18 protein-coding genes are annotated in these 17,617 nt (G+C 68.0%); 11 read left to right on the top strand and 7 right to left on the bottom strand.

Going from position 1 to position 17,617, the window contains the following annotated elements; translation table 11 throughout:
• The first annotated feature begins 11 nt into the window (after window positions 1-11).
• The 4 genes from QC821_RS03220 to QC821_RS03205 are packed head-to-tail and all read left to right on the top strand — an operon-like array spanning window position 12 to window position 4,246.
• Window positions 12-920 (top strand): hypothetical protein, encoded by a 909-nt coding sequence (locus tag QC821_RS03220; protein ID WP_309716889.1) that lies wholly within the window; start codon window positions 12-14, stop codon window positions 918-920.
• Window positions 917-2,272 (top strand): NADH:flavin oxidoreductase, encoded by a 1,356-nt coding sequence (locus QC821_RS03215; protein ID WP_309716886.1) that lies wholly within the window; start codon window positions 917-919, stop codon window positions 2,270-2,272. The genes QC821_RS03220 and QC821_RS03215 overlap by 4 nt, the downstream gene beginning before the upstream one ends.
• A gap of 7 nt (window positions 2,273-2,279) precedes the next feature.
• Window positions 2,280-3,830 carry a c-type cytochrome gene (locus QC821_RS03210; protein WP_309716884.1) on the top strand — a complete coding sequence of 517 codons (1,551 nt, stop codon included), beginning with the start codon at window positions 2,280-2,282 and terminating at the stop codon, window positions 3,828-3,830.
• 23 nt (window positions 3,831-3,853) lie between these two features.
• Complete coding sequence (locus tag QC821_RS03205; protein ID WP_309716882.1) at window positions 3,854-4,246, top strand: hypothetical protein; 393 nt, start codon at window positions 3,854-3,856, stop codon at window positions 4,244-4,246.
• 16 nt (window positions 4,247-4,262) lie between these two features.
• Here the strand turns inward: QC821_RS03205 and greB are convergent, their stop codons facing one another.
• A complete protein-coding gene (gene greB, locus QC821_RS03200; RefSeq protein WP_309716880.1) occupies window positions 4,263-4,811 on the bottom strand; it encodes a transcription elongation factor GreB in 549 nt (182 codons plus the stop codon).
• Between the two features lie 363 nt (window positions 4,812-5,174).
• Between greB and QC821_RS03195 the strand changes: the two genes are divergently transcribed.
• The 7 genes from QC821_RS03195 (at window position 5,175) to QC821_RS03165 (ending at window position 11,647) form a co-directional block, all read left to right on the top strand.
• Window positions 5,175-5,816, top strand: coding sequence for a TRAP transporter TatT component family protein (locus tag QC821_RS03195; RefSeq protein ID WP_309716878.1), 642 nt, complete (start codon window positions 5,175-5,177; stop codon window positions 5,814-5,816).
• A 78-nt stretch (window positions 5,817-5,894) separates the two neighbouring features.
• Window positions 5,895-6,557 (top strand): NUDIX domain-containing protein, encoded by a 663-nt coding sequence (locus QC821_RS03190; RefSeq protein ID WP_309716876.1) that lies wholly within the window; start codon window positions 5,895-5,897, stop codon window positions 6,555-6,557.
• A 4-nt stretch (window positions 6,558-6,561) separates the two neighbouring features.
• Window positions 6,562-7,008, top strand: coding sequence for a DUF1249 domain-containing protein (locus tag QC821_RS03185; protein WP_095621008.1), 447 nt, complete (start codon window positions 6,562-6,564; stop codon window positions 7,006-7,008).
• 32 nt (window positions 7,009-7,040) lie between these two features.
• Window positions 7,041-7,781, top strand: a complete 741-nt coding sequence (locus QC821_RS03180; protein ID WP_422719762.1) for a phosphodiesterase — start codon at window positions 7,041-7,043, stop codon at window positions 7,779-7,781.
• A gap of 170 nt (window positions 7,782-7,951) precedes the next feature.
• A complete protein-coding gene (gene cysD / locus QC821_RS03175; RefSeq protein WP_309716870.1) occupies window positions 7,952-8,863 on the top strand; it encodes a sulfate adenylyltransferase subunit CysD in 912 nt (303 codons plus the stop codon).
• A gap of 125 nt (window positions 8,864-8,988) precedes the next feature.
• Entirely contained in the window at window positions 8,989-10,434 is a 1,446-nt protein-coding gene (gene cysN, locus QC821_RS03170) for a sulfate adenylyltransferase subunit CysN (RefSeq protein ID WP_309716868.1), read from the top strand.
• 169 nt (window positions 10,435-10,603) lie between these two features.
• A complete protein-coding gene (locus QC821_RS03165) occupies window positions 10,604-11,647 on the top strand; it encodes an App1 family protein (RefSeq protein ID WP_309717402.1) in 1,044 nt (347 codons plus the stop codon).
• On the opposite strand, the gene QC821_RS03160 is transcribed toward QC821_RS03165, so the two are convergent.
• From QC821_RS03160 to hemP, 6 genes are all read right to left on the bottom strand, one after another.
• Complete coding sequence (locus QC821_RS03160; RefSeq protein WP_309716865.1) at window positions 11,642-12,400, bottom strand: ATP-binding cassette domain-containing protein; 759 nt, start codon at window positions 12,398-12,400, stop codon at window positions 11,642-11,644. The two genes, QC821_RS03165 and QC821_RS03160, sit on opposite strands and share 6 nt — an antisense overlap.
• Before the next feature lie 9 nt (window positions 12,401-12,409).
• On the bottom strand, window positions 12,410-13,438 hold the full coding sequence (locus QC821_RS03155; RefSeq protein ID WP_309716862.1) for a FecCD family ABC transporter permease: 1,029 nt from the start codon (window positions 13,436-13,438) through the stop codon (window positions 12,410-12,412).
• Window positions 13,435-14,301 carry a heme/hemin ABC transporter substrate-binding protein gene (locus tag QC821_RS03150; protein WP_309716860.1) on the bottom strand — a complete coding sequence of 289 codons (867 nt, stop codon included), beginning with the start codon at window positions 14,299-14,301 and terminating at the stop codon, window positions 13,435-13,437. Before QC821_RS03150 ends, QC821_RS03155 begins: the two co-directional genes overlap by 4 nt.
• Window positions 14,298-15,338: a ChuX/HutX family heme-like substrate-binding protein gene (locus tag QC821_RS03145; protein WP_309716857.1), complete on the bottom strand. Its 1,041-nt coding sequence runs from the start codon at window positions 15,336-15,338 to the stop codon at window positions 14,298-14,300. The genes QC821_RS03150 and QC821_RS03145 overlap by 4 nt, the downstream gene beginning before the upstream one ends.
• 16 nt (window positions 15,339-15,354) lie before the next feature.
• Window positions 15,355-17,334: a TonB-dependent receptor domain-containing protein gene (locus tag QC821_RS03140; protein ID WP_309716855.1), complete on the bottom strand. Its 1,980-nt coding sequence runs from the start codon at window positions 17,332-17,334 to the stop codon at window positions 15,355-15,357.
• Between the two features lie 90 nt (window positions 17,335-17,424).
• Complete coding sequence (gene hemP, locus QC821_RS03135) at window positions 17,425-17,550, bottom strand: hemin uptake protein HemP (RefSeq protein WP_309716852.1); 126 nt, start codon at window positions 17,548-17,550, stop codon at window positions 17,425-17,427.
• Window positions 17,551-17,617: the final 67 nt, after the last annotated feature.

Below are 17,617 nucleotides of genomic sequence, written 5' to 3'. Positions count from 1 at the left end.
AGGGAGGCAGCATGGCCAGGCGCCTGCACATCCCCGGGCTGATCAACGTTCTGGAGGTCACCGACCCCGGTGAGATTCGCCTGCTCGACGGCGACTCACGCCTCGACCGCTCTCTGGCTCCCAGCGGCGGCGTAATCAATCGACTGCGCTTGGCGCGCCTGCGCGGCGCTTTCGTCTTCGATGGTGAGCCGCTGCCGGCCCTGCTGGGCCGTGAGGCCGAGGGGCGCGAGTCGCACCACGCCGAGCTGGGGCGGCGCCTGGACGAGGGCGCCGAGGCAGCGAGCTGGCGCCAGGATACGTCCTTCAAGACCCTGCTGGAGGGGGTCGCCGGCCAGGCCGACATCGAGGCGCTGGGGCCCGCCGCCCAGGGGCTGCTGGGGCGGCGATTCCAGGACGATTACCGGGCCGACGAGGCGACCTTTGCCGCGGCCCGTCGGCTCAACGACTATCCGCGCGTCAATGCGCTCGCGGCGATGCGCCAGCGCCTTAGTGGCCAACTGCGTCGCGACCGCCAACTGCTGCACGAGCGAGCCCAGGGGGATGCCATGACCCTGCATGCCACCAGCGTGGCGGTGCATAACCTGGTGGGGGCGCTGGAGGCGATGCGCGCCCTGGTTGGCACCCCGGGCGCCGCGTCGCTGCCCCAGGCGGCGGTGCTGGGGCGCTGTCTCAGCGTGCCCGAGACGCTGCTGCGCCAGGTGCTGGTGCCGCTGTCGACGCCGTGTTCCCCGCGTCGCCTGGTGCCCGGCGATCTGGTACTGCTGCGACTCGCCGAGGGCGTTCGCAGCAGCGGCGACCCGGGGCTGGCCTTTATGGGCGATAGCTGGGCGCGCTGCCCGGCCCGACGTTTCATCCTGGCGCTGCTGGCCGATACCTGGGCGCGGGCCGTGGCAATCCGCTCAGGGGAGGGTGGGCGATGAGCGAGGATGTGATTTTCTCGCCGCTGGCGTGGCGCAACCTGCAGGTCAAGAACCGCCTGTTCCGCTCGAACATTTCCGGGCGCTTCGACAACGAGGACGGCAGCTTGACCCAGACCCGCATCAACTGGGAGTGCCAGTTTGCCCGGGGCGGCGTCGGCGCGATCATCTCCTCCTTCGTGCCGGTGCAGATGGAGGGGCGCATCATCGCCGGCTATGCCACCATCCATCGCGACGACTTCATCCCGCTATGGCAGCGCCTCGGCGAGGCGGTGCACCGCTTCGACTGCAAGTACATCCTGCAGCTCAGCCACTCCGGCCGGCAGATGGATCTCCCCGGGGTTCACAATCAGCATCGCCGGTCGCTCAGCTCCACCGACCACCAGGAGCCCCTGCACGGCTTCCTGTGCCGGGCCATGAGCGAGCATGAGATCGAGCGCACCGTCCAGGCCTTCGCCGACGGGGCCTGGCGGGCCCGGGAGGCCGGGCTCGACGGGGTGGAGCTGCACGCCGCCAACGGCTACCTGTTCACCCAGTTCCTGAGTTCCGCCATCAATGACCGGCGTGACCGCTACGGCGGCTCGCTGGCCAACCGGGCACGCTTTCTGCTGGAGGTGATCCGCGCCATTCGCCAGCGGGTGGGGCCGGACTTCCACCTGCAGGTCAAGATCAGTGCCGTGGACCACAACGACATCCTGCCCTGGGAGCGCAAGGGCAATACCCTGGCGGAGAGCCTGCAGGTGTGTCGCTGGGTCGAGACGGCGGGGGCCGATGCACTGCACGTGTCGGTCGGGAGCCTCTTTCCTCACCCCCTGAACCCGCCGGGGGACTTCGCCTTCGACACCATCGCCAGCACCTACGACGCCATGCTCTCCGCCGGCACCAACACCTTCCGCAACTACCTGCTGTTTCGCTATTCGTCGTTGCGTTGGATATTTCGCTGGCTGTGGTCGCGTCACCAGCGCGGCCACGCCGTAGAGGGGGTGAGCCTCGATGAGGCCCGCGCGGTTCGCCAGGCGGTGGGCGTTCCGGTGATCAGCACCGGCGGCTATCAGCGCGCCTCCCTGGTGCGCGAGGCCATCGCCAGCGGGGCCTGCGATGCGGTCTCCAGCGCCCGCGCGCTGATCGCCAATCCCGACCTGCCCAAGCAGTGGCAGGCCGGGCAGGACGCGCCGACACGTCCCTGTACCTTCTGCAACAAGTGTTTGCTCAATGCGCCCAAGAACCCGCTGGGCTGCTATGAGCTGTCGCGCTTCGACGGCGACCATGAGCGCATGATCGCGACCCTGATGAGCATCTACGACACCCGGCCCGAGCTGCGCCTGCCCCCGGTGCCGCCAGCGCAGAATCCGTGAGGCTGCCATGAGATCACAGGAGCCACCCGTCACCGCCGTGCAACAGGAAGCCCGCCGCCGGTGCTGGCGGCGTCTGCCGCTGAGCCTGCTCGCCCTGGCCGTGGTGTTGGCCGGCCTGCTGGCCCTGGCGATCGGCGTGCCGACCCTGTGGCGCTACAGCGGCGAGTCGGTGCGTCACTACGCCGACCCGGAGACCCACTTCATGCATGGCTCCATCGGCAGCGAGGTCAGCGGCCTGCCGGTGCGACTATGGCGGGTGCTGCCGGACCTGTTCCCGGACGCCTTCGACGACCAGCACTATGAGGCGTTTGGCTTCCTCTATGCGCCGGGCGACGAGGCGCGCCGTGGGGACCTGCCCATCGGCCTCGGGACCCGCGAGGTGCGCGGGGTGGATGTCGCCTGGTTCAACTGTGCGCTGTGCCACGTGGGGACGGTTCGCGAGTCGTCGGATGCCGCACCGCGTCAGATCGCCGGCATGCCGTCCAACAACCTGGACCTTTACGGCTTCATCGGCTTTTTGCTGGAGATCGCCGATGACCCGCGGCTGGCGCCGGACAGCGTGCTGGCGGCCATGGACGACCAGGGCCAGCGGCTGGGCATGATCGAGCGGCAGGTATGGCGCTATGCGGTCCTGCCCCGGGTACGCGAGGGGCTGCTCGAGAACCGCGCCACGCTCGCGCCACTGCTGGCAGAGCAGCCGCCCTGGGGACCGGGGCGCGTGGATACCTTCAACCCCTACAAGCTGCTGCAGTTCGGCATGGACGTGGCAGAGTTGGATGCGTCGGAGCGGATTGGCACCAGCGACTTCCCGGCGATCTTCCACCAGCGCCCCCGGCAGGGCATGGATCTGCACTGGGATGGCAATAACGCCTCGCTGCAGGAGCGCAACCTGAGCGCCGCCATCGGCGCCGGGGTGACCGAGGAGAGCGTCGACCACGCCGGCATCGAGCGGGTCGCCGACTGGCTGCTGGACCTCGAGCCGCCGCCCAGCCCCTATCGGCCCGATCCCGACGCGGTGGCCGCCGGCAAGCCGCTCTACATGCGCCACTGCGCCGACTGCCACGGCTACCAGCAGGGCGAGCGCTACGTTTTCGAGGGCGAGCGCCTCGGCCAAGTGCTGCCCAACGATCTGCTCGGCGTCGATCCGGCCCGGCTCGACAGCTACACCGAGACCCTGCAGCGCTATCAGCTGACCCTGTTCGAGGACGACGAGCGCTACCGCTTCCGGCACTTCCGTAAGACCGACGGCTACGCCAACTTGCCCCTCGACGGACTCTGGCTGCGCGCGCCCTACCTGCACAACGGCGCCGTGCCGACCCTGCACGACCTGCTGCTGCCGCCGGCAGAACGTCCGCAGGCCTTCGTGCGCGGGCTGGACATGCTGGATGAGGAGAAGGGCGGTTTCGTAGCGCCGGACTGCACGCCCGGCGAGCCCCTGCCGGAAGGCTTCTGCTTCGACACCAGCCAGCCCGGCAACGGCCGCCAGGGGCATGCTTACGGCACCGAGCTGACGGCGCAGGAGCGCTCGGATCTGCTCGACTACCTACTGACCTTTTAGACAACCGGCCCGGGAGCACTGATATGCAGACCTCAAACGATGTGTTCGCGACCTATCGGCGGGTGATGCAGGTGGGGATCGCCCTCAATGTGCTGCTGGGCCTGTGGCTGTGGCTCTGGCCGGTCAGCCTGCTGGGCGTGATGGGCGCCGACCTGCCGTACCCGCTGACCTGGGTGCGCTACGCCGGCCTGGCCATGATCGTGGTTGGACTGCTCTACCTGCCGGCCGCCCTGGCACCGCTGCACAATCGACTGGTGGCGCTGCTGTCGATCCTGTTTCGTGGCCTTTTCGCGCTGTTCTTCCTGTTCGCCACCGGTCTTCTATGGCTGCCGGCGCTGTTCGAGGCGCTGTTCGCGGTGCTCCAGGGCGTGACCTTCTGGCGGGCCTGGCGCGGCGACCTGATGGCCAAGCCCTGACGCCACGCCTGCGGCACTATCGCGACTCGGCGCTCGGGTCGCGGTAGCCGATGTCGGTGATGATATAGGTCGTCTCGCCGCCCGGCGCGGCTACCGTGACCTCGTCGTCCAGCGCCTTGCCGAGCAGTGCCTTGGCCAGCGGGGCATCGACGCTGATCCAGTGCTTGCCGGTGTCGGTTTCGTCGTGGCCGACGATGCGGATGCCGAGCTCCTCGCCCTCTTCGTCTTCGAGGGTAACGAAGGCGCCGAAGTAGACCCGGCCGGTATCGGCGGGCAGCCGATCGACTACCTGCAGTTCATCGAGGCGCTTGCCGAGGTAGCGGATGCGCGCAATGACGCGGTTGAGCTCCTTCTTGTTGTAGGTGTAGTCGGCGTTCTCGCTGCGGTCGCCGAGTGCCGCCGCCTCGCCGACCTTGGTCGAGAGCTGCGGCCGCTTGACCCGCGACAGGTGCTCATGGATGCCCTTCAGCCGGGCGAAGCCTTCGGCGGTGATCAGGTTGCTCTTGGGTTCCTGGCGCGGATCCTTGGCGGGATCGCGCCAGCGGGTCATGTTGCGGCCTTTCATCGGCTCTCCTCCTGCGGCTTGTCGCTACCATACGCAAGCCGACCCAAGCGGCCAAGCAAACGGTAGGTCTGTCCAGGGCTATCGCGGATAGCAGCACCGCTCGGACTGATCCGTCGACAGGCCTGCGAAGAGGCGCTGTAAACCCGTCCCTGGGCGCTACCTTGCGCCATCCATGGCGCAAACCTCTTCTTCGGCCTATCCCCGGCGTCCTTCGCTTAGGGGGAAACTGCGATCTCCCTGTAGTCCTGTTCAGTAAGCTCTAGAGGCGGATATGCGACGGAAGTCTGCCTAGGCGTTAATTCAAACGTTCGTTACATTGCTTGGGTGACCCAGTTCAATAACAACGTGCAAGGAGTATTCGCCATGATTCGTCGTTCCCCGTGGTGGGCCGCTGCCGCGCTGGCGGGCTTGATGGCCCTGTCGAGCGGGCCGCTGCTGGCCTATCAGAGCGAGGTCGAGTCGCTCAAGAGCGAGTGGGAGAGTGTCACCACCGAGCTGCGTGGCGGCGAGCGCCGCGACGCGCTGTCGCGCCTCGCCGACCAGGCCGAGGCGCTGGCCGGGCGTCACGCCAACCAGGCCGAGGTGCTGGTGTGGCAGGGCATCATCCTGGCCTCCTACGCCCGCGAGCGCAGCGGGCTCGGCGCGCTGGGCAGCGCGCGCAGCGCTCGCGATGCGCTGGAGCGGGCGGTAGAGCTCGACCCCCAGGGCGGTAACGGCTCGGCCTACGTGACCCTGGGCGCGCTCTACGACCGCGCGCCGGGGCGGCCGCTGGGCTTCGGCAACAGCAATACCGCCGAGCAGATGTTCCAGCGTGCGCTGGAGATTCGCCCCGACGGTATCGATGTGAACTTCTACTATGCCGCTTTCCTGCACGAGGAGGGGCGCCTCGACGAGGCCCGCGAACACGCCCAGCGTGCCGTCGAGGGCGAGGCGCGGCCCGACCGCGAGGCCTCCGACGAGGCGCTCAGAGTCGAGGCCAGGACGCTGCTGTCGCGGCTGACTTGACAAGCGCCAGCGCCACGGGCGGTTGGCAGCGGGGGGCGAGGTCGTGATAATGGCTCATTCACTCGAGCCGGAGGCACGATGTCAGATTCGCCCACAGCGCCTCACGATGGCGCCGCCGATCGCGTAAGCGTCACCACGCCGCGCTTCGCTGCCGCGGACGTCGAGCGCCAGCAAGACGAGTGCCTGTTCCAGGGCTTCTTCCGCCTGGAGCGGCGCACCCTGCGCCATCGCCTGTTTCAGGGCGGTTGGAGCGACGCGGTCGTTCGCGAGGTTCACGTGCGTCGCGACGCGGTGGGGGTGCTGCTCTACGACCCTGGCCGCGATACGGTGGTACTGGTCGAGCAGATTCGTGCCGGCGCGCTGGATGATCCGCTGAGCCCCTGGAAGCTGGAGCCGGTAGCAGGCCTGATCGAGACCGGCGAGGACCCTGCCGAAGTGGCGCGGCGCGAGGCCATCGAGGAGGCCGGCTGCGAGATCGACGAGCTGATCGAGCTGCACTCCTACTACCCCAGCCCCGGCGCCTGCAGCGAGCGGGTCACGCTATACTGCGGACTGGTCGACAGCCGCGGGGTGGGCGGCGTGCACGGCCTGGACGAGGAGCATGAGGATATCCAGGTTCACGTGCTGCCGTTTCTCAAGGCCTGGGAACTCCTCGAGGCCGGCCGACTCGACAATGCCATGTGCCTGATTGCCTTCCACTGGTTGTCGCGCGAGCGGGCCTCACTGCGTGCAAGGAGGTAAGCCTGTGGCCAGAGCCGCCTACGTCACCGATCTCAAGACCCTGCAAGGGGAGTGCACAGCCAACTACCTGCGCCTGACACGGCTGCTGGGCGAACTCGACGCCGGCGAGGTGCGCGAGATCGCCCTGCGCGGACGCGATACGCGGTTCGGTTCGCTGTGGCTCGAGGTGCTCGAATGTGCGCCCTATACGACTATCCTGCGCGTCTCCCAGAGCGGGGTACTGGATGCCTTCATCGATCCGCCGCGCATGCAGGTACACCTCTATCACGACGTGCGCATGGCCGAAGTGACCGACTTTCAGCGCCAGCGCCACTTCCGCGGCCGCTATCGCTACCCCAATGCGCGCATGCATCAGCCCGACGAGAAGCTGCAGCTCAACCGCTTCCTCGGCGAATGGCTGGAGCATGGCCTGGCCCACGGACACTCCCTCGACCTGCCTATCGCCCGCTGAGCCACCCACTACAAGAGTAAGGAATGCTGCGGATGCGGCTGATCCAGATCACCGATTGCCATCTCCTCGCCGACCCGCTGGCGCCCTCCCGTGCCGGCTTCCCGCTACGCCAACTGCAGGCGGTGGTAGAGCACGCGCGGCGCCGGCGGCCCGATGTCGTATTGGTCAGCGGCGATGTCAGCCAGGACGGCACGCCGGCGTCCTATCGCCACGCGCTGGAGGTGTTCGCCGAACTCGACTGCCCGTGGTACTGGCTGCCCGGCAACCATGACCACCTGGCGGACATGGCCGATGCCCGGGCGCTCCACGACCAGGTCGATCTCGGCGACTGGCGGCTGCTGCTGCTGAATACCCAGGTAGTGGGGGAGCCCCATGGCGAGATGGGCGAGGCTCGCTGCCGGTGGTTGGACGAGCAACTGGCCGCGGATTCTCGGCCGACCCTGATTGCGATGCACCATCCGCCGCTGGCGGTGGGGGCCGATTGGATGGACGCCATCGGCCTGCATGACCGTGACGCCTTCTGGACGACGGTGACGCCCCACGCCCATCTTCGCGCGATCCTCTGCGGGCATATCCATCAGGCCTTTGCCGGGCGTCATGAGCTGCCGGAGAACGCCGGAGAGGTGGCGGTCTACGGTGCGCCGGCGACGGCCGATCAGTTCCTGCCCGGTGCCGAGACGTTCAGCATCGATCAGGCCTCTCGGCCCGGCTATCGTGTCGTCGAGCTCGACCATGACGACCTGTCGACCTGGGTGGAGCGGGTGACACTCTGAGCTTATATTCCTCTATGCGTTATTCCATTTGGCGATAAAAAGATATTTCTTGATTCTTTGACGTTATGATCGGCCCCTCGGTACCCTAGCCGCATCCTGCCGCCTCGGCGGCACGCTGTTTTTTCGGTGTCGCCATTGCGCGGCGCCCCGGTCCAAGAGGTTGCCAGTCGATGCTCTCCCCTGAACGCCAGACCCACCTCAAGCAGCTCGAGGCGGAATCGATCCACATCATCCGTGAGGTGGCCGCCGAGTTCCGCAACCCGGTGATGATGTACTCCATCGGCAAGGACTCCTCGGTGATGCTGCACCTGGCGCGCAAGGCCTTCTACCCGGGCACGCCGCCGTTTCCCTTGATGCATATCGACACCACCTGGAAGTTCAAGGAGATGATCGCCTTTCGTAACCGCATGGCGGCGGAGGCGGGCATGGAGCTGATCGTGCATACCAACGAGGAGGGGCGCGCGGCCAACATCAACCCCTTCGACCACGGCAGCGCCAAGTACACCGACGTGATGAAGACCCAGGCGCTCAAGCAGGCGCTCACCGAGCACGGCTTCGATGCCGCCTTCGGCGGCGCGCGCCGCGACGAAGAGGCCAGCCGCGCCAAGGAGCGGGTCTACTCGTTTCGCGACAAGTACCACCGCTGGGATCCCAAGAACCAGCGCCCCGAGCTGTGGAGCATCTACAACGCCAAGGTCAACAAGGGCGAATCGATCCGCGTCTTCCCGCTCTCCAACTGGACCGAGCTGGACATCTGGCAGTACATCTACCTCGAGCAGATCCCCATCGTGCCGCTCTACTACGCCGCGCCGCGGCCGATCGTCGAGCGCGACGGCATGCAGATCATGGTCGACGACGAGCGCCTGCCGCTGGCGCCCGGTGAAGTCCCCGAGGAGAAGTGGGTGCGTTTTCGCACCCTGGGCTGCTACCCGCTCACCGGCGCGGTGGAGTCGCACGCCGCGACCCTGCCCGAGATCATCCAGGAGATGCTGCTGACCAAGACCAGCGAGCGCAGCGGCCGGGCCATCGACCACGACCAGGCCGGCTCCATGGAGAAGAAGAAGCGCGAGGGATATTTCTAGTAGGCACCGCTGATCGCGACTGAAGTCGCTCCTACAGGGCAAATAACCCGGTGTTGTGGGAGCGGTTTCAACCGCGATAGTCCGCTCGAGTCACCTTCCCTATATCCATTTCTTCAGGATTGATTATGTCTCATTCTTCGCCCTTGATCGCCGACGATATCGAGTCCTACCTCAAGGAACACGAGAACAAGGACCTGCTGCGCTTCATCACCTGCGGCAGCGTCGACGACGGCAAGTCGACCCTGATCGGGCGGCTGCTGCACGACTCCAAGATGATCTACGAAGACCAGCTGGCGGCGATCACCCAGGCCTCCAAGATCAGCGGCACCACCGGCGACGCCGTCGATCTGGCGCTGCTGGTCGACGGCTTGCAGTCGGAGCGCGAGCAGGGCATCACCATCGATGTCGCCTATCGCTTCTTCTCCACCGACAAGCGCAAGTTCATCATCGCCGACACCCCGGGCCACGAGCAGTACACCCGCAACATGGCCACCGGCGCCTCCACGGCGAGCCTGGCGGTGATCCTGATCGACGCCCGCTACGGCGTGCAGACCCAGACCCGCCGGCACAGCTTCATCGCCGACCTGCTGGGCATCCAGCACCTGGTGATCGCGGTCAACAAAATGGATCTGGTCGAGTTCTCCGAGGCGCGCTTCAACGAGATCGTCGCCGACTATCGCGCCTTCGCCACCAATCTGAAGGCGCCGGACATTCGCTTCGTGCCGATGTCGGCGCTGGAGGGCGACAATGTCGTCAACCGCAGCGAGCGCATGCCCTGGTACCGCGATGCCAGTGGCAACGCGGGGCCGGCCATGCTCGAGCTGCTGGAGAGCGTCGAGATCACCCACGACCAGAACCTCAGCGACCTGCGCTTCCCGGTGCAGTACGTCAATCGCCCCAACCTCGACTTCCGCGGCTACTGCGGCACCCTGGCCGCCGGCATCCTGCGCCCCGGGCAGCGGGTCAAGGCGCTGCCCTCGGGCAAGGTCAGCGCGGTCGAGCGTATCGTCACCTTCGATGGCGATCTCGAGGCGGCCTATCCCGGCCAGGCGATCACCGTGACCCTGGCAGACGAAATCGACATCTCTCGCGGCGACTGGATCGTTGCCGAGGACGCCGAGGTGCCGCGCTCCAACGCCTTCGAGGCGGATATCGTGTGGATGCACGAAGACGCCCTTGCGCCAGGCAAGCTCTACGACCTCAAGCTCGCCACCCGCGACCTGTCAGGCTCGGTGAGCTCCATCGACTACCAGATCGACGTCAACACCCTCGAGCACCGCGCCGCCGAGCGGCTCGAGCTCAACGCCATCGCACGCTGCCAGTTGGAGCTGACCAGTGCGGTACCGGTGGACGACTACCGTAACAGCCCAGGTACCGGCAGCTTTATCGTCATCGACCGCCTGAACAACGTCACCGTGGGGGCGGGAATGATCCGCGGTGCCGTTGAAGCCGGGGCGCAAGGAGCAGGCCAAGTCGACTGGCCGGCCTTCGAGGTAGAGCTGAATGCGCTGATCCGCAAGCATTTCCCGCACTGGGAAGCCAAGGACGTGCGCGACCTGCTGGGCCGCTGATCGGCGCTTGACCTCGGCACTGGTTGCCGCACACTGGTGACTCTTCTCCGCCGGGCAGCTGGGCTGCCTGGCGGTCTCCTGCCTACTGGGATAAGGAGGTCTCCTGAGCCAGTCACCACCGCCACGGCCGCACTTCGTGCGCCGCCTGCTGCATCTCCTCGCCAAGCCGATGAAACGCGACCGCGGCCGTGGCGGGGTGGTAGTGAACCCCTATCGTGGCTACGGCTCGCAGCGCGAGGCCTACCTGATGGGGCGGGTGTTTCGCCAGTCGGCGCTGAGCCGGATGATTCCCCACCACGGCATGCTGCGTGATCTGGCCGATATCGTCCGCCGCATCGAGCGCCGCGGCATGGCAGGTGCCGAGGTGGAGATCTGCCTGGGCGCCAATCAACAGACGGTGACCACCGACCGCGATGGTTACTTCGATGTCCGCCTCTCCCTCAAGACGCCGCTGCCCGAGGGGTTGTCGTGGCATGTGGCCGACCTCAGCGTCAGTCACGCCGGCGAGCAGGTCCACTGCCGTACCGGGGTCTATATCCCGCCGCCGGATACCGACCTGCTGGTGATCAGCGATATCGACGACACCGTGATGTATACCGGGGTCGCCGACAAGCTGCGCATGCTGCATCGGCTATTCGTTCAGCAGGCCGAGCGGCGCACCGCCTTCCCCGGCGTTGCCAGCCTCTACCAGGCACTTCACCACGGTGCTAGCGGCGAGGCCAAGCGGCCCATCCTCTACGTGTCGCGCGGCCCCTGGTGCATCTACGAGATGCTCGAGGCGTTCTTTCAGCTCAATCGCATTCCGGTGGGGCCGATCCTGTTCCTGCGTGAGTGGGGCATCAGCTGGCGGCGGCCCTGGCCGCGTCGTGCCGAGGACCACAAGCACGACATGATCACCCGCATGCTGACGCTGATGGAGGACATGCCCTGCGTACTGATCGGCGACAGTGGCCAGCACGACCCCGAGGTCTATACGCGCATCGTCAAGGAGCACCCCGGCCGGGTGACGGCGATCTATATTCGCCGCGTCGACCGCAAACCCGACCGCGAGCGGGCCATCCAGCGGCTGCGTGACGAGATCGCCGACAGCGACTGCCAGCTGGTGCTGGCCGCCGACAGTGCCACCATCGCCGCCCACGCCCACCAGCATGGCCTGATCTCCCAGACCGATCTGGTGGCCGTGCGTGAAGCCTCCCGCGACGCCGCGCTATAGCCGCAGCGCCAGGACCGGAGTGGTGAAATGCGCGCTGTGGAGCTGGTCGAGCTGGGCATCGAATACCGCCTCGAGCCGCCGCGCGCGCAGTACCTCGCCGGGCGTGCCGCTGGCAATGCGCTCGCCATGCTGCAGCAGCCAGACGCGGTGGGCGAAACGTGCGGCCAGGTTGAGATCGTGAAGCACACAGCAGATCGCCATATGGCGGGTCTCGGCGAGGCCTCTTAGCAGCCGCATCAGGCGCTGCTGCTGGCCTATGTCGAGGGCGCTGGTGGGTTCGTCGAGCAGTAGCACGCCACCGTCTTGTGCCGTCGGCTCGAGGCCTCCCAGCTGGCAGAGCGCGCGGGCGATCATCGCCCGCTGGCGCTCGCCGCCGGAGAGTGACAGCACGCCGCGCTCGGCGAGTGGCAGCAGGTCGAGGGCTGCCAGGGCGCGCTGTACGGCGCCTGAGTCGGCATCGCTGCCGAGTGCGACCAGATCCTGCAACGGCCAGTCGAAGCCCAGCGAGATGCCCTGTGCCACCAGCGCGCGGCGTCGCGCCAACCTGGCGGGCGACCAGTCGGCGAGTGGCTGGCCGTCGAGACGCACGCAGCCGCGCTCGGCACGACGAAATCCGGAAAGCAGGCTCAGCAGGGTGCTCTTGCCGGCGCCGTTGGGGCCGACAATGGCCAGCAGCTCACCGGCTGCCAGGCGGTCGCTGAAAGGCGTCAGTCGAGGCACGGAGGTAAAACCGGCGCGACGAAGTTCGAGCATGCTGGTACCTCAGGGGCGCTTGAGTAGTAACCACAGAAAGTAGGGGCCGCCGAGCAGGCTGGTCAGCAAGCCGACCGGAATCTCGGCGGGGCTGGCCAGGCTGCGGGCCAGGGCATCGGCGACGATCAGCAGCAGCGCACCGCCCAGCATCGATGCTGGCAGCAGCAGGCGATGCGCGGGACCCAGCCACAGCCGCAGGCAGTGCGGCACCAGCAGGCCCAGGAAGCCGATGATGCCGGCCAGCGCCACGCATAGCCCGACGCCGAGGGCGGTGGCCAGCACCACGCGGCGCTTGAGGCGCGGCGCATCGAGGCCGGCGGCGTGGGCGGTGAGCTCGCCGAGCTGCAGCAGGTCGAGGTCTCGTGCGCTGCGCAGCAGCCACAGCAGCGCCGGGGGGATCCCCAGTAGCGCGCCCAGCGCCGCGCTCCACAGCGCGTGGGATAGGCTACCCATGCCCCACAGGCTGAGCTGGCGCAGCTGCTCGTCGCTGGCGACGAAGGCCAGCACCCCGCCCAGCGCACCGGCCAGGGTGTTGATGGCCAATCCGGCCAGTAGCAGGGTAAACAGCATATTGTCGCCGCGCTGGCGCTCGCCCAGCGCGAATACCAGCACGCAGACGCCGAGCGCACCGAGAAAGCCGGCGACGAACTGGCCGTAGAGTCCCCAGGGGCCGGCGGCGTCGAACAGCACGATCCAGATCGCCACGGCGAGGCCGGCACCGCTGGCCAGGCCCAGCAGCGTAGGATCGGCCAGCGGGTTGCGGAACATCCCCTGCATCGCCGCGCCGCTGCCCGCCAGCATGGCGCCGACCAGTGCGGCGAGCAGCAGCCGGGGCAGTCGCAGCTGCCACCAGATCTGCCACTCCAGCGGTGTCGGCCAGGTACCCAGCAGCACCCGCGGCGAGAGGCCGATCTGCCCGCTCATGGCACTCGCCAGTAGGGCGATAGCGACGGCCAGACCCAGCAGGCCGAGGGTGCGCCTGGCTGTCGCTGGCCGTCCCGTGCGGCGTGGGAGGGGGAGACGCAGGCTGTGATTCATGAGACGTGGGCTCGGCACAGCGCGTCGTCATCGGTGGAGTGCTGGGAGGCGAGCGCGCGATGCAGGGCCAGGATGGCCTCCGGCGTACGCGGCCCGAAGCCGAGTAGCGCCTGGTCGTCGCACACCACCAGCCGGCGTGAGGTGCCGGCCGGTGTCATGGCCAGGCCGGGCAGGCGCCAGAGTGCCTCGCTGCCGCCCAGGGCGTCGAGCCCGGTGCGGGTGACGACCACACTGCTGGGCGCCTCGGCGATCAGGCCCTCGGCGCTGACCACCTTGTAGCCCGGCATCGCGGCGAAGGCGTTGTCGACGCCGGCGGCGCCCAGGGCGGTATTGGCGGCGGTACCGTGCCCGGCGGCCATTGGCGAGGTGCCGGTGTGGCTAAGCAGGAACATCGCCGGCCCCTGGTCGAGACGCGGCAGCTCTGCCACCTCGGCAAGCTGCGCGGCGAGCGACCGATTGAGCGCCTCGGCGGCGGCCTCGCGGCCCAGGCTATCGCCGATGCGGGTCACCTTTTGCGGTATCTCCTCGAGGCGCTGCTCGGCGCTGATGGTGATCACCTCGACGCCGCTGGCCTCGAGCTGGCGAAGCGTCTCGCGCGGCCGAGCCTGGGCGCTCACCACCAGCCGCTCGGGGCGCAGCGACAATACTCCCTCGGCGGCGAGCTGACGCAGGTAGCCCACCGATGGCAGTGCGCTCAGATGCGGCGGGTACTGGCTGGTGTCGTCGCGTCCTACCAGGCTCTCCTCGGCGTCCAGGGCAGCGATGATCTCGGCAACGTCGCCACCGATCACTACCGTGCGCGGGCTCTGGGCCTGGGTGCCCAGCGACCAGCCGATCAGCAGCACCAGCAGGAGGGCCCTCATGCGGCCACCTCCAGATCGGCCTGGCGGGCCAGCAACGTGCGCCATGCCGGTCGTTCGGCATTGCCTTCGCTGCGCTCGGCGTAGAGCTGCAGCAGTAGCTCGCCGTCGCTGGAGAAGGCTTCAAGGCTGGTGACACCGCCATCGCGGTTGGGTTTGTGCACCTGCCATACCTGCGCGATGCGGGCATCATCGAGGTGGAGGGTGAAGTCGTCGCCGAACAGGTTGAGCCAGCTGCCTCGGCGTTGGGGCTGAGGAATGCTGCCGCTGCGGATCTGCACGCCGCCGGGATTGGCGACGAACAGCATCACTGGCAGGGCGCTCTCGGCGGCACCTTCCAGTACCCGCGCTACGCTGTCGGGGGCCAGGCGTCGGGTGAAGCGTCCCTCCATCAGGGTATTGGCTTCGTGGCGCTGCAGGCCGTGGCGGCGCAGCAGGGCGAAGAACTGGTGGACATCGCGCATGCGCGACCAGTCCTCCTCGAGCCCTGGGGCCTGCGGCAGGGGCCGCGGTACCGGCAGCGCCAGGCGGGTGAATACCGGCTCGCTGTCGTTACCGCTTGCCGCCAGCCGCTGCCAGGCAGCAGGCGGCGTGGTTTTCAGCGAAAAGGCCTTGTGCAGTGCCCGGCCGTGGCCGTCGAAGACCTGCAGGCTGTGGCGCAGCGACGTGCTGCCATTGGCATCGGTCAGGCTGTCGCGAACCAGGCAGGCCCAGTGCCAGCGCTGCAGGTGCAGGCGCATATCGAGCCCGCCCGGGGCCAGCAGCAGGCCGGCGCTGGTGAGCGGTGGATAGTAGCCCTGCTGCTCGAGCACCGCGGCGCTAGAGCGGGTCAGTGCCTTGACCAGACCGAGCCGGCAGAACTCGGCGGCGAGGTCCGCCGGTGCCAGGGTAATGGTGGTGACATCGCGCCCTATCCGGGCAGCCTGCAGCTCGCCCTCGCTGATTGCCAGGCGCTCGGCGATGCTGATCGCCGGTAGCCGTGGCGAAGCGGCGCGGGCGGCATCGAAGGCCTCGAGAATGGCATGCTGTTGCGTGTTCATGGGCATCTCCTGTGGTTCACCATTGCAGGCTCAGGTTGGCGAGCAGGCTGCGCCCGTCGCCGAGGTTGCCGTCGGGGCGGTACCAGGTCTTGTCGGCGACGTTGCGCAGGCTGAGCGAGGTCGACACGGCGGGCGTGAACTGCCAGGCCAACTGCAGGTCGTGGAGGCCGTAGCCGGGCTGCGGCTCGTCGCCCTTGTCGTAGGCGCGGGCGAAGCGGCCGCGCCAGCCCAGCGTCAGGTCGCCATCGGCGAGCTGGTAGTCGACGCCGGTCAGCGCCTCCAGCGGCGTGAGCGTGCCCAGCGCCTCACCGCTGTCGCGGTCGTGGCCGCTGACCTCGGCGAGGGCGACGAAGGCGTGGAAGGGCAGGTCGTCGGGGCGGTACTGCAGGCGCGCATCGAACCCCCACAGGTGGGCGCGGTTGACGTTGGTGGCGCGGGTGGTGCCGGCCATGATGTCGACCTCGGTATCGATGAAGTCATCGGCTCGGGTGTCGAAGTAGCTGGCGCGCAGCCCCCAGTCGCCGACGCGCCAGGCGAGCCCGCTCTCCCAGGTCCTGCTGGTCTCGGGGCCGAGGTCGGGGTTGGGTACCCAGTAGTTGTCGGGGGCGCAGAAGAAGGGCCCGGCGCAGAAGCCCGCGAAGTGACGCTGGTCGGCGTAGAGCTCGGAGAGCGTCGGTGCGCGGAAGGCCTCGGCGTAGCCGCTGTAGAACATCAGGGCGTCGCTGGGCGACCAGCTGAGGCGCAGGCGCGGCGAAAGGCGGCCCTCATCGCTGTCGCGCCCTTCGGCATCTTCGGCACGATAGTGGTCGTAGCGGGCGCCGAGGCCCAGCTCGAAGCGTCCGGCACCGCCGTCGTCGAGATAGCGGCCCACTGCCAGGCTGTCGTCGACATAGAGTGCCGCGGTATCGATATCGGCCCGCGGGAAGCCGCTGGCCTGCTTGCCCGGGCGCTGGGTGGCGGTGGTGGCCTCGGCGCCAAAGGCCAGGGTCTGGCTCAGCCAGCCGTGATCGAGGCGGTGGTAGCCGTCGCTCTGCACGTCCAGGCGTTGCTGGGTGCGCTCGGCGTCAGGCTCGTCGATGTTCTGTCGGCTCAGGCTAAGGCGGCTGTCGAGCTGGGTCGCCGCCGCCGGGCTCCAGCGATGGCCGAGCTGCAGGTTGTCGCTGGTCGTCGTGCGGTCGCGCAGACTGCCGTCGTTGGGCTCGAGGGACTGGGGATTGCCGGGCTGACGCGCATCCTCGCGGTAGTTCTGCCACTGGGCGAACAGCCGATGGTCGTCAGCCAGCTGCCAGCCGCCCTTGGCCAGCAGGCTATTGAGGTTGGCATCATCCGGCGCGGTGTGGCCGCCGGCCCGGCGAATGTCGCCGGATTCGCTGCGCCCCAGTGCCAGCAGGCCGTCGACCGCGCCGTTGGCCGTATCGGCCTTGCCGAACAGGCTCAGGCTGGCGCCCAGCTCGTCGCTTGCCGTAGCGCCGCGCAGCGACAGCCGCCCGCCGCGGGTTTCCCCCGCACGCAGCAGGTCGTCGGCGTCTACCGTGTCGAGGCTGATGACGCCACCCATGGCATTGCTGCCATACAGGCTGGAGAGGGCGCCGCGGGCGATCTGAACCTCGCGCAGCAGCCCCGGGTCTACGAAGACATTACCCAGGTGGCCGGTATCGATGTCCTGGCGTATGCCGTCGAGGCGCACCAGCACGCCGTTGCGATCGAAGCCGCGCATGCTAATGGTTTGACCGTTGCGTCGCCCCTGTCCGGCGATGCTCAGCCCGGGTTGGCTGCCCAGTGCATCCTCGAGGCGCACGGCGGTCGACAGCGTCGGGTCGTGGCGATCGAGGGTGTCGATGATCAGCGGGGCACGAAAGGTGTCGCTGGGTGTGCGGGTGCCGGTGACCACTAGCGGGGCCAGCTCGTCCTGGCCAGTGTCGTTGGCAACGCTGCTGGCCATTGGTGACAAACAGAGTAGCGCCAGGGCGCCGCTGCAGCTCAGTGTTCGCTTCATGTTCCTGAGATTCCCTTGCGTGTATCAGGAGAGGCGGCTGGCTGGGTGGCGAGTGGCTACCTGGCTGGCGGTATCGGTTGTATGGTCGAATTACGAGGTCAGAATCAGTTTGCCGTTGCGCGTCTCGCGCAGCTGGTACTCGCGGCCGCGATGCTCGATGATCAGCACGCCGCGTGGGTCGAGCAACTGCTCGCTGGCTATGCGACCCTGGCGCATAGCGCTGCGCCTGGGATCGGCGTCCGAGGTTGGCGAGTGTGGTGGCGGTGAGGTCATGAGCATGGCC

This window comes from Franzmannia qiaohouensis (assembly GCF_031451695.1).
Taxonomy (GTDB): domain Bacteria; phylum Pseudomonadota; class Gammaproteobacteria; order Pseudomonadales; family Halomonadaceae; genus Franzmannia; species Franzmannia qiaohouensis.
The sequence above is the reverse complement of the archived record's forward strand: the minus strand, read 5'-3'. Positions and strand labels throughout refer to the sequence as shown.

What these genes read in the sequence shown, in the direction of transcription:
- QC821_RS03195 (WP_309716878.1), top strand. Translation starts at nt 5,175, where the DNA reads ATGATTCGTCGTTCCCCGTGGTGGGCCGCTGCCGCGCTGGCGGGCTTG.
- cysN (WP_309716868.1), top strand. Translation starts at nt 8,989, where the DNA reads ATGTCTCATTCTTCGCCCTTGATCGCCGACGATATCGAGTCCTACCTC.
- QC821_RS03205 (WP_309716882.1), top strand. Translation starts at nt 3,854, where the DNA reads ATGCAGACCTCAAACGATGTGTTCGCGACCTATCGGCGGGTGATGCAG.
- QC821_RS03215 (WP_309716886.1), top strand. Translation starts at nt 917, where the DNA reads ATGAGCGAGGATGTGATTTTCTCGCCGCTGGCGTGGCGCAACCTGCAG.
- QC821_RS03155 (WP_309716862.1), bottom strand. Translation starts at nt 13,438, where the DNA reads ATGAATCACAGCCTGCGTCTCCCCCTCCCACGCCGCACGGGACGGCCA.
- QC821_RS03150 (WP_309716860.1), bottom strand. Translation starts at nt 14,301, where the DNA reads ATGAGGGCCCTCCTGCTGGTGCTGCTGATCGGCTGGTCGCTGGGCACC.
- QC821_RS03160 (WP_309716865.1), bottom strand. Translation starts at nt 12,400, where the DNA reads ATGCTCGAACTTCGTCGCGCCGGTTTTACCTCCGTGCCTCGACTGACG.
- QC821_RS03180 (WP_422719762.1), top strand. Translation starts at nt 7,041, where the DNA reads ATGCGGCTGATCCAGATCACCGATTGCCATCTCCTCGCCGACCCGCTG.
- QC821_RS03190 (WP_309716876.1), top strand. Translation starts at nt 5,895, where the DNA reads ATGTCAGATTCGCCCACAGCGCCTCACGATGGCGCCGCCGATCGCGTA.
- cysD (WP_309716870.1), top strand. Translation starts at nt 7,952, where the DNA reads ATGCTCTCCCCTGAACGCCAGACCCACCTCAAGCAGCTCGAGGCGGAA.
- QC821_RS03140 (WP_309716855.1), bottom strand. Translation starts at nt 17,334, where the DNA reads ATGAAGCGAACACTGAGCTGCAGCGGCGCCCTGGCGCTACTCTGTTTG.
- QC821_RS03220 (WP_309716889.1), top strand. Translation starts at nt 12, where the DNA reads ATGGCCAGGCGCCTGCACATCCCCGGGCTGATCAACGTTCTGGAGGTC.
- hemP (WP_309716852.1), bottom strand. Translation starts at nt 17,550, where the DNA reads ATGCGCCAGGGTCGCATAGCCAGCGAGCAGTTGCTCGACCCACGCGGC.
- QC821_RS03165 (WP_309717402.1), top strand. Translation starts at nt 10,604, where the DNA reads ATGAAACGCGACCGCGGCCGTGGCGGGGTGGTAGTGAACCCCTATCGT.
- QC821_RS03145 (WP_309716857.1), bottom strand. Translation starts at nt 15,338, where the DNA reads ATGAACACGCAACAGCATGCCATTCTCGAGGCCTTCGATGCCGCCCGC.
- QC821_RS03210 (WP_309716884.1), top strand. Translation starts at nt 2,280, where the DNA reads ATGAGATCACAGGAGCCACCCGTCACCGCCGTGCAACAGGAAGCCCGC.
- greB (WP_309716880.1), bottom strand. Translation starts at nt 4,811, where the DNA reads ATGAAAGGCCGCAACATGACCCGCTGGCGCGATCCCGCCAAGGATCCG.